This window comes from Streptomyces sp. NBC_01294 (genome assembly GCF_035917235.1).
In the GTDB taxonomy this organism is placed as follows: Bacteria; Actinomycetota; Actinomycetes; order Streptomycetales; family Streptomycetaceae; genus Streptomyces; species Streptomyces caledonius.
In genome coordinates, this window is the sequence record NZ_CP108423.1 from 4,528,583 (window position 1) to 4,542,776 (window position 14,194).

13 protein-coding genes are annotated in these 14,194 nt (G+C 72.4%); 7 read left to right on the forward strand and 6 right to left on the reverse strand.

Annotation, left to right across the window (positions count from 1 at the left end):
- Positions 1-22: 22 nt before the first annotated feature.
- The gene (locus tag OG534_RS20570; RefSeq protein ID WP_326589629.1) at positions 23-778 is read right to left on the reverse strand and encodes an SIS domain-containing protein; all 756 of its coding nucleotides are present in this window, start codon (positions 776-778) and stop codon (positions 23-25) included.
- Between the two features lie 249 nt (positions 779-1,027).
- Here OG534_RS20570 and OG534_RS20575 point away from each other — a divergent pair, with 249 nt between their 5' ends.
- The 3 genes from OG534_RS20575 (at position 1,028) to OG534_RS20585 (ending at position 3,639) form a co-directional block, all read left to right on the forward strand.
- Entirely contained in the window at positions 1,028-1,720 is a 693-nt protein-coding gene (locus OG534_RS20575) for a metal-dependent transcriptional regulator (RefSeq protein ID WP_326589630.1), read from the forward strand.
- Positions 1,721-2,062: 342 nt separating this feature from the next.
- A complete protein-coding gene (locus OG534_RS20580; RefSeq protein WP_326589631.1) occupies positions 2,063-2,938 on the forward strand; it encodes an alpha/beta fold hydrolase in 876 nt (291 codons plus the stop codon).
- A gap of 182 nt (positions 2,939-3,120) precedes the next feature.
- Complete coding sequence (locus OG534_RS20585) at positions 3,121-3,639, forward strand: hypothetical protein (protein WP_326589632.1); 519 nt, start codon at positions 3,121-3,123, stop codon at positions 3,637-3,639.
- 150 nt (positions 3,640-3,789) lie between these two features.
- Here the strand turns inward: OG534_RS20585 and OG534_RS20590 are convergent, their stop codons facing one another.
- The 3 genes from OG534_RS20590 to OG534_RS20600 all read right to left on the reverse strand — a co-directional run bounded on the left by OG534_RS20590 (position 3,790) and on the right by OG534_RS20600 (position 7,113).
- Positions 3,790-5,493, reverse strand: a complete 1,704-nt coding sequence (locus OG534_RS20590; RefSeq protein ID WP_326589633.1) for a transporter — start codon at positions 5,491-5,493, stop codon at positions 3,790-3,792.
- The gene (locus tag OG534_RS20595) at positions 5,490-6,332 is read right to left on the reverse strand and encodes an ABC transporter ATP-binding protein (RefSeq protein WP_326589634.1); all 843 of its coding nucleotides are present in this window, start codon (positions 6,330-6,332) and stop codon (positions 5,490-5,492) included. Before OG534_RS20595 ends, OG534_RS20590 begins: the two co-directional genes overlap by 4 nt.
- A 112-nt stretch (positions 6,333-6,444) precedes the next feature.
- Entirely contained in the window at positions 6,445-7,113 is a 669-nt protein-coding gene (locus OG534_RS20600) for a bifunctional DNA primase/polymerase (RefSeq protein WP_326589636.1), read from the reverse strand.
- A 233-nt stretch (positions 7,114-7,346) separates the two neighbouring features.
- On the opposite strand from OG534_RS20600, the gene OG534_RS20605 reads away from it, so the two are divergent.
- Both OG534_RS20605 and OG534_RS20610 read left to right on the forward strand, forming a co-directional pair.
- Entirely contained in the window at positions 7,347-8,729 is a 1,383-nt protein-coding gene (locus OG534_RS20605) for a transcriptional regulator (RefSeq protein WP_326589638.1), read from the forward strand.
- A 357-nt stretch (positions 8,730-9,086) separates the two neighbouring features.
- Entirely contained in the window at positions 9,087-10,418 is a 1,332-nt protein-coding gene (locus tag OG534_RS20610; RefSeq protein WP_326589640.1) for a hypothetical protein, read from the forward strand.
- Between the two features lie 33 nt (positions 10,419-10,451).
- On the opposite strand, the gene OG534_RS20615 is transcribed toward OG534_RS20610, so the two are convergent.
- Positions 10,452-11,741, reverse strand: a complete 1,290-nt coding sequence (locus OG534_RS20615) for an ABC transporter substrate-binding protein (protein ID WP_326589641.1) — start codon at positions 11,739-11,741, stop codon at positions 10,452-10,454.
- 198 nt (positions 11,742-11,939) lie between these two features.
- Here OG534_RS20615 and OG534_RS20620 point away from each other — a divergent pair, with 198 nt between their 5' ends.
- Positions 11,940-12,386 (forward strand): SCO4402 family protein, encoded by a 447-nt coding sequence (locus OG534_RS20620; RefSeq protein WP_326593727.1) that lies wholly within the window; start codon positions 11,940-11,942, stop codon positions 12,384-12,386.
- 14 nt (positions 12,387-12,400) lie between these two features.
- The gene (purU, locus tag OG534_RS20625; RefSeq protein WP_326589644.1) at positions 12,401-13,279 is read left to right on the forward strand and encodes a formyltetrahydrofolate deformylase; all 879 of its coding nucleotides are present in this window, start codon (positions 12,401-12,403) and stop codon (positions 13,277-13,279) included.
- 276 nt (positions 13,280-13,555) lie between these two features.
- Here the strand turns inward: purU and OG534_RS20630 are convergent, their stop codons facing one another.
- Positions 13,556-14,074, reverse strand: coding sequence for an EF-hand domain-containing protein (locus OG534_RS20630; RefSeq protein ID WP_326589645.1), 519 nt, complete (start codon positions 14,072-14,074; stop codon positions 13,556-13,558).
- Positions 14,075-14,194: the final 120 nt, after the last annotated feature.

Below are 14,194 nucleotides of genomic sequence, written 5' to 3' on the forward strand. Positions count from 1 at the left end.
CGCGCCCGGCGACCGGCCGGGGTCAGTGCCGGAAGAAGATCCGGTCGCCGTACTCCTGCATCACGCGGCCGTTCCATTCGTGGCCGCCGTCGACGTTGCCCGAGCGCAGCAGCGGCGGCTCCACCCCGCGGTCGGCGAGCTCGCCGGCCGCCGCCGCCATGACCGCCTGCATGATCGCGCTGGTCACGACGGTGGAGGCGGGGGCGAAGGGCGCGTCGATGCCGTCGATGCTCAGCTCGGCGTCGCCGACCGCGATCTTGCTGTCGAGGACGACGTCGCAGTGGTCCTTGAGGAAGGTGCCGGAGACGTGCCGCGACTTGGTCCCGGTCGCGTACGCCACCGAGGTCACGCCGATGACCTTGAGGCCGATGGCGCGGGCGTTCATGGCCATCTCGACGGGCAGGGCGTTGCGCCCGGAGAGGGAGATGATCACGAGGACGTCGCCGTCGGAGGCGGGGCTGCTGTCCAGGACGGCGCCGGCGAGGCCGTCGACCCGTTCCAGGGCGCTGCCCAGCGTGGCGGGCATGACGTCGATGCCGGTCGTGCCCGGGACGGCGAGGAAGTTCATCAGGGCCAGGCCGCCGGCCCGGTAGACCACGTCCTGGGCGGGCAGCGAGGAGTGCCCGGCGCCGAAGGCGAAGAGCCGGTTGCCGGAGGCGACGGCGTCGGCGACGAGGGAGCCGGCCTCGGCGATGTGCGCGGCCTCCTGGTCCCGCACCCGCTCCAGCAGGCCGATGGCAGCGTCGAAGAACTGACCGGCCAGCTTGCTCTCGCTCATACGCCGTTGGCCCTTCCGGAGGTGGGGGGTGCGTCCGTGTTCGCCGCTCACCGTGCGGTCTGGACCAAGGGCGTGTCAATACGAACGTCAATCCCGCGCCGAAACGTCCGGGCGGGGCCCGTCGGCGACATCCGTGCGATCTTCCCCGGAGATGTCCGGGACCCGTCTTGACCCTCGGCACGGGACGGTTGTCTGTCCGATGCGTCAGAATTGGGGGCAGGGCCAGCGCACGCAATCCGAGGGGCACGAATGTCCGGACTGATCGATACCACGGAGATGTATCTCCGCACCATCCTTGAGCTGGAAGAGGAAGGTGTGGTCCCCATGCGCGCCCGTATCGCCGAGCGGCTCGACCAGAGCGGTCCGACGGTGAGCCAGACGGTGGCGCGGATGGAGCGGGACGGCCTGGTGGCCGTCGCCAGCGACCGGCACCTTGAGCTGACGGACGAGGGGCGGCGGCTGGCGACGCGCGTGATGCGCAAGCACCGGCTCGCCGAGTGTCTGCTCGTCGACGTCATCGGCCTGGAATGGGAGCAGGTGCACGCCGAGGCCTGCCGCTGGGAGCACGTGATGAGCGAGGCGGTGGAGCGGCGGGTGCTGGAGCTGCTGCGCCACCCGACCGAGTCGCCGTACGGGAACCCGATCCCGGGGCTGGAGGAGCTGGGTGAGAAGGCGGAGGCCGATCCGTTCCTGGAGGACGGCATGGTCAGCCTGGCCGAGCTCGACGCGGGCAGTGAGGGCAAGACGGTGGTCGTGCGCCGGATCGGTGAGCCGATCCAGACGGACGCCCAGTTGATGTATACGCTCCGGCGGGCGGGGGTACAGCCCGGCTCGGTGGTGAGTGTGACCGAGTCTCCGGGGGGTGTGCTGGTCGGCAGTGGTGGCGAGGCCGCCGAGCTGGACGCGGAGGTCGCCTCGCACGTGTTCGTGGCGAAGCGCTGATCCTGCGGCCGGCGTCGTTCGCGGCGGCGTGGATTCGTCCGTAGGGGTCCTCAGCCCTGCGGGTTCCGCGGATCCCGCGGATCGGTTGTGGTGTGGGCGGTCCCGGCGCCTTGCGGCGCCGGGACCGGTCCTCCCCTTTGCGACCTGGAGCCCCGAGCTCTCAAGGTCATCCCCTCGGACCGTCTTCCCCGAGCGGCCCGCCTCCCTGTTGAAAGGATCTCCATCGGCAGCGGCGGCCAATCCTTGAGCAAGGTCACTCGAAAGAGCGGTGTTGTGGGCGAGAACCCCGTTTTCGAATACGGGTTCGATAGTCTGGTGGGGAGCGAAGGGGGTGCATCTGCGGTGGTACAGCGCATCGATGTGACGGGGGCCGACGGCGTCCGCCTGGCCGCCTGGGAGTTCCGCGAAGCAGCGGTCGAGCCCGCCCCCCGCCCCGGGGTGCTGTTATTGCACGGCCTGATGGGCCGGGCCTTCCACTGGACCGGCACCGCCCGCTGGCTCCGCGAGCGCCACCGCGTCGTGGCCCTGGACCAGCGCGGACACGGCCAGAGCGACCGCCCGCCCCCCGGCCCCGACGTCCACACCTCCTTGGGCCGCGAGGCCTTCGTGGCCGACGCCGAGGCCGTCGTCGCACAGCTCGGCCTGGCCCCCGTGACGTTGATCGGCCACTCCATGGGCGCCCTGACCGCCTGGCAGCTCGCGGCCCGCCGCCCGGACCTGGTCGAAGCCCTGGTCATCTGCGACATGCGCGCCTCGGCCCTCGGTGCGGCCTCCCAGCAGGAATGGGAGGACTGGTTCCACCGCTGGCCCCTCCCCTTCCCCACCCAGGACGCGGCCCGCCGCTGGTTCGGCGAGGACGACCCCCGGGTGGAACGGCCCGACCCCGGCCGCGGCGCCTTCTTCGCCGAGGTCATGCACGAGGCGCAGGACGGCTGGCGCCCGGTCTTCTCCCGCCGCCAGATGCTGACGGCCCGCGAGACCTGGGTCCACGACGCCCACTGGGAGGAACTGGCCCAGGTCCGCTGCCCGACCCTGGTGGTCCGCGGCCTCGACGGCGAACTGGGCCGGGCCGAAGCCCAGGAAATGGTCCGCGTCCTCCCGGCCGGCCGCTACGCGGAAATCCCCGACGCCGGCCACTACCTCCACTACGACCAGCCAACGGCCTGGCGCGCGGCCGTGGAACCTTTCCTGGCCGAAGTCAGAACCACGGCGCCATGACGCGCCCCTGACGGGCGCCCGGGCCCGGGCCGCCCGTCCCGGCGGGCAGGCCGAGACAGACGCGGACGCTGCCTCCCGCGCGGGCGTGTCAGCGGTTTGTCAGGTGGGTGTTCGGGGGGTGTCAGGGGGCGGGTTCATGGTGTGCCTGTCGCCAGGCAAGCACACCGAAACGAGGCCCCCCGATGAACGCCGTCGCCGCCCTGCAGGTCCTGATCGCCCTCGCCTTCCTGAGCATCCCGCTCGTCCGCAGCCGCTACGGGAGCCGTGCCCAGGCCGCCGTCGAGGCCGAGTTGGGGCGTCAGGGCGTGCGTACCACCGTCATGGCCGAGAACGGCATGCGCCTCGACGCCGGCGGGCACGAGACCTGGGCCCCCGTCGGGATCGCCGCGTCCCTGGCCGTGCCCGCCGTGCTCGGGATCGCCGGGAGCTCGTGGGACGAGACGCTCACCTGGATCGTCCAGCCGCTCGTCATCCTCGTGAACTGCGTGATCCTCTACTCGAACCTGACCGCCGTGCCGTCCGTCACCGCCGCCTTCGCCGAGAGCGGTGACGCCGAACTCCAGCGCATCGACGTCACGTCCATGCTCCGCGCCGCCGAGCAGGGCTTCCCCCGCTGGGTGATGCCCTACCTGCAGAACCTCCGGCACGCCGTCGTCTTCGCGGGCTCCGGCGCCGTGCTCGTCCTGCTCGCCGCCGGCTGAACCGCCCCGCTCGCCGCTCGCCACGTCGGCCGCAGGCGACCACCTGCTCCCAGCGGCCGGACGCGTACCTCCTGGGCAACTACGCAACAGAGAGCCCGCCCCGGAAGTCTCCGGAGCGGGCTCGCCTCATGCGGCGTGGGCTTGCTCGCGTCAGCCCTTGCTCACCGCCCACAGGATCTCCGGCAGCTTCCGCGCCACCGTCGGGGCCGCCAGCCGCAGACCCGCCCAGGTGGCCAGCGCGCCCCAGACCACGCCCAGGGGGAGCAGGATCCAGGAAACGTCGTGGTGGTCGGCCACGTTGAGCCAGATCGTCAGGGCGATCACCGGGGCGCAGATCACCGCCGACACCCCCAGTCCGGCGAAGATGCCCATCCAGGCGAGTCCGCCCTGCCCCGGGGCGACGTTCTTGAATGCGCCGTCCGACGGGATGGAGTACGGGAAGCGGGCCGAGGCCAGCGCGCCCGTGCAGAGCATCGAGCCCACCAGGGCCAGGGCCAGGCCCAGGGCCGCGGGGAAGGCGGACCAGTCGCCGATCAGGGCGGCGGTGACCGCCGTGACGAGGACCGTGTACGGGACCGTGACCAGGGCCAGCGCGGCGGCCCGGGCGCGCAGTTCCACGTACGCGTCGCGCGGTCCGGAGATGGTCTGCGCGACCATCCAGAACGCCGAGGTGTCCTGCCCGAACTGGTTGTACATCTGCACGCCGAGCATGCCCGCGCCGAAGCAGGCGAGGTAGAGGGATCCCGTGCCCTGGAGGGCGTTGAAGACCGGGATGATCAGGCCGATCGCCAGCGCGGTCACCCAGGAGGCCTTGGTCTTCGGGTCGCGGACGACGTAGCGCAGGGTGCGCTGCATGGTCGCGCCCGTCCGCCCCGCGGGCAGCAGCGACCAGAAGCCGCCTTCGCCGCGGTCCTTGACCGGCCGGACGGCCGCGATGGTCGAGCCGTCCGGGGTGACCATCAGCTTGGTCAGGGTCCGCTCCCAGAACCACAGGAGGGCGGCCAGGGCGGCGAGCGTCAGGGCCAGTTGGGCGGCCGCCACCCCGTACGCGCCCTGGCTCACGGAGTCGACCATGCCGACGGCGGTCGCGGGCGGCAGCCACCGCACCACCGCCTCGGCGGGCTCCAGCGCCGACAGGCCGCCGGCCTCGAGCAGGCTCTGGCTGGCGAAGTTGGCCACCTGCGCGCCCACCGCGATCAGCAGGCCGCTGAGCAGCGCCAGGTCCCGCCCCTTGCGGCTGGTCAGCAGCCGTACGTTGGCCGTGGCCACCGCCCGGGCGAGGGCGACGCAGCCGAGCACCAGCAGGGGCGCGCCCACCACCGCGGCCACCGCGCCGGCCGCGCCGCGCGCGACGGCTATCACGGAGCCGGCGGCCAGGCACAGCGTGAACAGCGGCCCGATCCCGACCAGTGAGGAGGCGAAGAGCGCCCGTACGAGAGGACGCGGCCGCAGCGGCAGCATGACCAGCCGGGTCGGGTCGAGCGTCTCGTCGCCAGTGGGGAAGAACAGCGGCATGAAGGCCCAGCCGAGCGCCAGGATCGCGGCCAGCAGGACGACGACCGTGCCCGCGTGGGCGTTCCCGTGCAGCATCGACAGGCCGAGCGTGACGAAGAAGCCGACCAGCAGGGCGAAGCCCAGCGTCGTGAAGTAGGCAGCCTTGCGCTTCGAGGAGCCCTTCAGCCCGTTGCGCAGCAGCGAGAGCTTCAGGCGGACGAAGATCGGGGTCAGCGGGACCGACGCCACGGAGGCGCCGGAAGCGGCAGGAGCGGCGGAGGCGGCCGGAGTGACGGCACCTGAAGCAGCGGCGTCCGTGGCACCCGGGGCGCCCGCGGCGGGAGTGGCGGGCGAGGTCATGGCGCGACCGTCCCGGAGCCGCCGCCGAGCCAGTCCAGCGAGTCCCCGGCCACGTCGCGCCCGTGCGCGCCGACCAGTTGGAGGAACGCGGCCTGCAGGGAGGGCGCGGAGCCCCGTACGTCGGCCAGCGGGCCGGCGGCCTGGATCCGGCCGGCGGCCATCACGGCCACCCAGTCGCACAGCGACTCGACGAGCTCCATCACGTGGGAGGAGAAGACGACCGTGGCACCGGACGCGGTGTAACGTTCCAGCACCCTGCGGATGGTCTGCGCCGACACCGGGTCGACACCCTCGAACGGTTCGTCCAGGAACAGCACTTCGGGGTTGTGCAGCAGCGCGGCCGCCAGCCCGATCTTCTTCCGCATGCCCGTCGAGTAGTCCACGACCAGCTTGTGCTGCGAGCCCGCGAGGTCGAGGACCTCCAGCAGCTGCGTGGCCCGCTTGTCGGTCTCCTCGCCCGGCAGCCCGCGCATGCGGCCCATGTAGCCGAGCAGTTCGCGCCCCGACAGCCGCTCGAACAGCCGCAGCCCCTCGGGCAGCACGCCGATCCGGGCCTTCACCTCGGTCGGGTCCGCCCACACGTCGCGCCCGGCGACGAGCACCCGCCCCATGTCCGGGCGCAGCAGTCCGGTCACCATCGACAGCGTCGTCGTCTTGCCCGCCCCGTTCGGGCCCACCAGACCGATGAACTTGCCCGCGGGCAGCTCCAGATCGATCCCGGCGACGGCCACCTGCTCACCGAAGCGCTTCCACAGACCTTCCACCCGCACGGCGGACGGCGCGGATCCCGCGCCACCCGTCCCGTACGCTCCACCCGTCGCATCGCCCTGGTCCGGCATGCGCCTGCCTCTCGTCACGTCCCCGTTTGGTCGTTCTTTCCTCACCATAGGAGGAGGGGGAGAGGCCGAGCAGTTACTTATGTCATGAGTTCGCGGCCCCGAGGCGGGAGCGTCAGCCCTGGCGCCGCTTGCGGTCCGCCGCCGCCTCGCTCCCGCAGGCGTACGCCAGCGCGTCGATCAGCTCCTCCGTGTCCGGCAGCCACCGGTTCGCCGGGGTGGGCCGCCGCGCCCACTGGACCGAGCCGCGGCCGCCGAAGCGGGTGGGCGGGGCGGCCACGTACTCGCCCTCGCCCCGCGCGACCAGGTCGAGCCCGCTCGGCGACCAGCCCAGCTTGCGCACGAGGTCCGCCACCTTGACGCCCGCCCCCGGGAGGACGAAGAACAGCATCCGGTGGTCGGGCGTGAGGGTGACCGGACCGAGGGTGCGCTGCATCCGCTCCAGCCGCGCCAGCGCCAGGAATCCGGCCGACTCCGGCACGTCCAGCGCGTCGAACGTGCGGCCCGTCGGCAGCAGGATCGAGGCCTCCGGGTGCTTCGCCCAGATCCGCCGCACCTGCACCGCGCTGCCGGTGGCGTGCGCCGCCCAGTCCTTCACCGCCGGGTGCGCGCCGGGCACCGGACAGTCCGCCGCCCCGCAGGAGCACAGCTCCCGGCCGTCCCCGGGCTCCAACCAGGTGCCGGCGAAGACATCCCAGTGCCGTTCTTCCGCGTACCGCACGGCATGGTCCAGCAGCTGCTCGCCGCGCTGCTTGGGGATGGGTGCGGTCTCCGTGACTCCCATGGTCTCTTCCACGCCCATCACAACTCCCCGGCCCACCCGGGGTTACGGGCGTAAACCGCCCGGTGGGCGGAGCATCGATCCTGCATACGGGGCGCATTGATGCATGTGTGGGGGCGCGTGGGAGGCCGGGGCGCTGGAGTTGGGTAGCGACACGACGCAGAGCGGAAGATTCTCCGCACATCAGGCGGGAAGTGATCATTCCAACGATCACCCGCGGCCAGCAGGGGGTTTTCATGGCAGCCAGGCCTCTCGTCGCCCGCCAGCCGAACGAACGGCTACAGGCGCTCATCCAGGAAGCCGGGTGCTCCAACGCCGGGCTCGCCCGGCGCGTGAACATGTGCGGGGCCGAGCACGGCCTCGATCTCCGCTACGACAAGACCTCCGTGGCCCGCTGGCTGCGCGGCCAGCAGCCGCGCGGCCGGGCTCCCGGAATCATCGCCGAGGCCCTCGGGCGCAAACTCGGCCGGACCGTCACCATCGACGAGATCGGCATGGCCAACGGCAAGAACCTCGCCTCCGGCGTCGGCCTGCAGTTCTCCCCGACCGTCATCGGCGCGATCGAGCAGGTCTGCGAGCTGTGGCGCAGCGACGTCGGCCGCCGCGACTTCCTGGCGGGCTCGAGCGTGGCGGCGTCCGCGCTCGTCGAGCCGAGCCGCGACTGGCTGATCACCGGGGCCGACACCCAGGTCGCCCGCAGCGGTGGGTCGCGCGTCGGCATGTCGGACGTCGAGGCGGTCCGGGCGACCACCGAGGCGCTCAAGGACCTCGACCACCGCTTCGGCAGCGGGCACGTCCGGCCGGTGGTCGTGCACTACCTCAACTCGGTGGTGTCCGGGCTGATCGGCGGCTCGTACCGGGAGCCGGTGGGGAGGGGGCTGTTCGCGGCCGTGGCCCGGCTGACGGAGCTGGCGGGCTACATGGCCGTGGACACCGGCCAGCCGGGACTGGCCCAGCGCTACTACATCCAGGCGCTACGGCTGGCCCAGGCGGCCGGAGACCGCGCGTACGGGGGCTACGTGCTCGCGGCGTCCATGAGCCACCTCGCGGCGGAACTGGGCAATCCGCGGGAGATCGCGCAGCTCGCGAGGGCCGCGCAGGAGGGGACCCGCGGGCAGGTCACGCCGCGGGTCGAGGCCATGTTCTACGCCGCCGAGGCGCGCGGGCACGCGCTGCTGGGGGACACGCGGGCGACGGCCGTGCTGTCCGGGCGGGCGGTGAGCGCCCTGGAGCGGGCGGAGCCGGAGTCGGGCGACGACCCGGCGTGGATCCGGCACTTCGACGAGGCGTACCTCGCGGACGAGCTGGCCCACTGCCACCGGGACCTGGGGCAGGCGGAGGAGGCGGGCCTGCGGGCGGAGGAGGCCCTGCGGGGGCTCCCGGCGGGCAAGGCGCGGCGCCGGGCCATCGGGCTGCTGCTGCTGGCGGCGGCGCAGGTGCAGCAGCGGGAGGTGGAACAGGCCTGCCAGACGGCCACGAAGGCGGCGGAACTGCTGGAGGGGCTCCGCTCGAACCGGGGGGCGGAGTATCTGGACGACTTCCGGGCGCGGCTGGAGCCGTACCGGGAGGAGGCGGCCGTGCGGGAGTTCGGGGCGCGGCTCGCGGCCCGGGCCGCCTGATCGTCGGGCCGAGGCGCGGGGGCCCGACGCCTGAAAGATCGGGGCTCCGCCCCGGGCCCCGCGCCTCAAACGCCGGCGGGGCTGGAGTGTGGCGGCGGGGCTGGATTGGGTGGGGGCCGCTGTGGGGCCGACGCCTGAAAGATCGGGGCTCCGCCCCGGGCCCCGCGCCTCAAACGCCGGCGGGGCTGGATGGTGCCGGCGGGGGGTGGATTGTCGCGGGCGGGCTGGAGGTGCCCGCCGGGCTGGATTGAGCTGTGGGACCGCATGGGGTGGTGGGTGGTCTCACCGTGGCGTTGCGTGACGGGGTAGCGTGACCGACGGTTCCGTAGGGTTGGGCGAGTCGGAGAAGGAGTCCCGGTGACGCAGAGCGGACAAGGGGGCGCCCCCCAGCCGGGTGCTCCGTGGGGTCCGGACCCGGCGAGCGGGTACGAGTACCCGGAGCAGCCGCAGCCGGGTGCCGCGTACGGGTACCCGCAGGCCTATCCCGCGCCGGAGGCCGCGCCCGGGCACGTCGTGGGGCCCGGCTACGAGGGGCCGGGGGCGCCGCACGGCTACGGCTATCCGCCGCTGCCCGAGGCCGTCACCCAGTACATCCCGCCCGTCGCGGCAGACTCCGCGACCCCGTACTTCCCGGCGGCGCCCGCGGGCTCCGCGCACGACGAGGCCGCGACCCAATACTTCCCGCCCGTACCGGCGGCGCCCGCGGCGTCCGCGCACGACGAGGCCGCGACCCAGTACATCCCGCCCGTGCCGGCCGCCCCCGCGCACGAGGAGGCGGCGACGCAGTTCATACCGCCCGTCCCCGCCGTCCCCGCCGACCGCGCGGTCGACGGGTTCGACGGGCTGTTCCGCGGCGACGACTCCGCCGGGCACACGCAGCACCTGCCGCCCGTCCAGGAGCCCGTGCTGCGCCAGCCGCCGCCGCGCCCCCACCCGCCGCGTGCGCAGCGCCCCGTACCGCCGCGCGCCCAGCAGCCGCACCCCTCGCAGCAGTTCCAGCAGCAGCCGCCGCCGCAGCACCAGCAGTACGCGCCCCCGCCGCCGCCCCCTGAGGCCGGGCGCAAGGTCTCGCCCGCAATCATCGGCGCGGTGGTCATCGGCCTGGCCGTCGTCGGGCTGGGCGTCGGCTCGCTGCTCGGCGACGGCAAGCCGCAGAACAACGACCCGGGCGCGGTGCCCGCCGCACCGGCCGCGAGCGGCGGTTCCGCGGCGCCGGTGGGCGAGGCCCCGGTCGACCCGGCCCGCCCGCAGGCCGTCCAGCTGGACAAGCTCCTCGCGGACAGCAACGACAGCCGGGCCGCGGTGATCAAGGCCGTGGAGGACATCAAGACCTGCAAAAACCTCGACCAGGCGGCCGCCGACCTGCGCGACGCGGCCCGCCAGCGCGAGGAGCTCGTCACCCGCCTCCAGGAGCTGAAGGTGGACAAGCTCCCGGACCACGTGAAGCTGTCCGCGTCCCTCACCAAGGCCTGGCAGTCCTCCGCGGACGCGGACGACAGCTACGCCGCCTGGGCGGACGACGTGGACGACGACAAGTGCAAGGACGGCAAGGCCAAGGTCACCAAGAACGCCTCCGACGGCAACAGGTCGAGCGGCGAGGCGACCAAGGCCAAGGAGTCGGCCGCGGTCATGTGGAACACGATCGCGGGCAAGTACGGCCTCACCAAGCGGGACAAGTCCCAGCTCTGAGCCCGTGCGGCCCGCACATGCCGTGCGGCCCGCTCACGCCGTGCGGGGGGCCTGCTCCAGGGTCGGGGTCATGTCCAGGGACTGCTCGCCGGGCTGCGCCACGAGCCGGCCCGCCTGGACGATCTGGAAGGTGACCCGGCCGTTGACGATGCGGGGGAAGTCGGCGACGGCGCGCATGTCCTGGTAGCGCCAGCTCAGGTCCGGGGTGAGGCCGCCGGTCTTGACGGGGACCGACTCGTTCAGCGACCGCTTGACCTTGCGGGCGGTGAGCGGCTCGTCCTCGTCGAAGCGCTTCACGATCTCGCTCAGCACGGTGTACGCGATCCAGGTGGTCTGCGTCCCGCTGTCGTCGGGGTCGACGGCGTCGTCGCCGAAGGCGTGCTCGGTGACCACCTTGCGCATCGGCTCCCAGAGGGGATCGGTGGCCACCGGGTACCAACTGGTCAGGTACGCGCCCTCGAAGGGGCTCTCCTTGCCGCCCGTGCGGTCCACCAGGGACTGGCTGACGCTGCCCAGGACGGAGGAGATCTGCGGCTTCCTGCGCTCGACCTCGGTCCGGCGGAAGGCGTCGAAGAAGGTCTCGGTGCGCTCGCCGAGGACCGCGGTCACGCAGCCCTTCTCCTTTTCCTTCTCCTTGCCGCTGCCGGTGGTGTGGGCGAGGGCCTCGCGGGCCTGCGGTACGAAGTCCGCGGAGTCCTCGGCGGCCCGGATGTCGGTGGCGTCGGCCAGCTTGTTGGCCCGCAGGCCGGCGTTGAGCAGGACCGGGAGGGTGTCGCCCGCGATGGTGTCCGGACGGACCAGGGCGACCTGGTTGCAGGCGCGGCCCAGCTGGTGGCCGGCGCCCGCGATCAGGACGGGCTGGCCTCCGTTGACCGGGTAGGAGAGGGGCGACTGGAACTCCTCGGAGGAGACGCCGTAGCCGCCGATGAAGGGGATGCCCTCGGCCTCCAGCGGGGCCATGAAGGCGCGTCCGTGCTGGCTGTAGGAGCCCACGACGGCGACGGCCTTCTCGGTGATGGCCTTGCGGGCGCAGTCGGCGGCGCCGCTGGGCGTGTTCTTCTCGTTGCAGGTCACCACGCGGAGCTTGCGGCCGTTGATGCCGCCCTTGGCGTTCACCCAGCGTTCGTACGCCTTGGCCATGCCGGTCATGCCGGGCATGTTGGTCGCCTTGGTGTCCTCGGGGGCGAAGGTCATGACGGTGATGGTCTCCCCGGAGCCCCCCGAGCCTCCGGGGAGCGCCCCGCACCCGGCGACGAGGCACGCACCCATCGCCGTGGCCACGAAGGTGCGGGAGAGGGAGAGAGCGCGTCGCGAGATGGTCATGTCCATGCACCATTCCGCCCCACAGGTAACTGTCGAGTGAGAGGGGCACAACATCCGGTGACGTCCAGGTGAAATTGCGGGGGCACGGTCACCCCGCAGGCGCCTCAAGATCGCGCTGAACAGGAACGTACGATCGAAAGCGTGACATTCGTCCAAGGTTCGAAGAACCCTTCCCGCCGCGGCGGCCGCTCCTCCACCATGGGCGGCATGCCCCTCAATGACATGCCGTGGTGGCGCTGGCGCTGCAACGTGCGCTCGGCGCTGCACATGCTTTCCGATCCGGCCTTCCACGAGGACACCTGGCTGACCGGCGGCGAAGGGTACGGGGACGTCACCGACGCCGTGTACCGGCTCGTCGAGGACACCTGGCTCGACAGCTGGTCGGCCGAGAAGTACGTCGGAACGATCTTCCGCGACTCGCAGGAGGCGACCCTCGTCGACCTCGCGGTGCTGCGGGTGCTCCGTATCCTCCACCAGGTCGGGCCCGACGCCCCCGTCTCCGCCTATCTGGAACACCACGCGTGGCCCGAGGCCGTACGCGCCGCGCGCGAGGCGCACGTACGACTGGCGGAGGCGGACGGGGACGACCCGGACGTCCGGCCCACGTCGCTGGAAGTGTTGGGGATCCTCACGCGCGCGGTGTGAAAGGCTGTGCGGTCATGAGCGACCCGCACAACGAGGCCCAGGCCCAGCCCCAGTACGTCTTGACCGTGTCCTGCCCCGACAAGCAGGGCATCGTGCACGCCGTGTCGAGCTACCTCTTCATGACCGGCTGCAACATCGTGGACAGCCAGCAGTTCGGAGACCGGGAGACCGGACTCTTCTTCATGCGGGTCCACTTCGAGGCCGAGCCCGCGGTGACCGTCGAGAAGCTGCGCGCCAGCTTCGCCGCGATCGGCGACTCGTTCAAGATGGACTGGCAGATCCACCGCTCCGAGGAGCGCATGCGGATCGTGCTGATGGTGTCGAAGTTCGGCCACTGCCTCAACGACCTGCTGTTCCGTTCGAGCATCGGGGCCCTGCCGGTCGAGATCGCGGCGGTCGTCTCCAACCACACCGACTTCGCCGAGCTGGTCGGCTCGTACGACGTCCCGTTCGTGCACATCCCGGTGACGAAGGACACGAAGGCGGCGGCGGAGGCGCAGCTGCTGGAGCTCGTGCGCGCGGAGAACATCGAGCTGGTGGTGCTGGCCCGGTACATGCAGGTGCTGTCGGACACCCTGTGCAAGGAGCTGAGCGGGCGGATCATCAACATCCACCACTCGTTCCTGCCGAGCTTCAAGGGCGCGAAGCCGTACCACCAGGCGCATGCGCGCGGTGTGAAGCTGATCGGCGCGACCGCGCACTACGTGACGGCGGACCTCGACGAGGGGCCGATCATCGAGCAGGAGGTCGAGCGGGTGGGGCACGAGGTGACGCCGGAGCAGCTGGTGGCGGTGGGGCGGGACGTGGAGTGCCAGGCGCTCGCGCGGGCGGTGAAGTGGCACAGCGAGCACCGCGTGCTGCTGAACGGCTCGCGGACGGTCGTCTTCGCGTAGCCCGCGCGCGCCTCGCCTCGCTGGCGCAACCCGCGCTGGCCTGCGCAATCCAGCCTCGCCGGCGTTTGAGGCGCGGGGTCTGGGGCAGCGCCCCAGGAAGCCGGTCCGCAGCGGCCGTACACCGGCTGAAAGAACGGGGCTCCGCCCCGGACCCCGCGCCTCAAACGCCGGCGGGGCTGGTTGGGCCCGGCCAGGCTGGGTTGGCCCGGCGGGGTTGGATTGGCCCGGCCAGGCTGGCTTGGTTCGGCGGGCTGGATTGGCGAGGCCGGGTTGGCGTTACGCGTCCGGGGCCTCCACGCCGCAGTAGGACGCGAAGGCCGCCAGGATCTCGTCCTCCGAGATGCGGCCGTCGCCGTCGGTGTCCAGGGCCGCCGCCACCTGCGGGGCCAGCTCCGGGGCGGTGCCCAGGACGCGCAGGACCCGGGCCGCGGCCGGCGGTGTCGTGCCGGCGCCGTCCTCGTCCGCCACCGCGATCACGGCCCGCAGGAACGGCCGCGCGATCTCCGCGAACCGCTCCGGGCTGTCCCGCAGCCGCTTCGCCGCACCGGTGATGAACTCCTCGCGGGACACCCGCTGGTCCCCGTCGACGTCCGCGATGCCGGCCATCCCCTGCCAGAAGGCCTCGGCGCCCGCGAAGACGGCCTGGCCCTTGTCCGACCGGGCCGTCGTGCCGAATTCGGCCAGCACGGCCTTCGCGGCGGCGCTGAAGTCCTCCCGGTCGATATAGCCGGACCCGTCCTGGTCGAAGCTGGCGAATCGGGCGGCGATCTTGCGCTCGTATTCTGCGCTGTCCATATTCGGCGTTCCGCCTTCACATGTGCGGTGGGGTTCAGATCAAGACAAGGCAGGAGCGTAAGGCCTACGTGGCCTGCGCGTTAAGCGAAGTGGTCAAGGAGGCTGCCGCATCGAACCCGC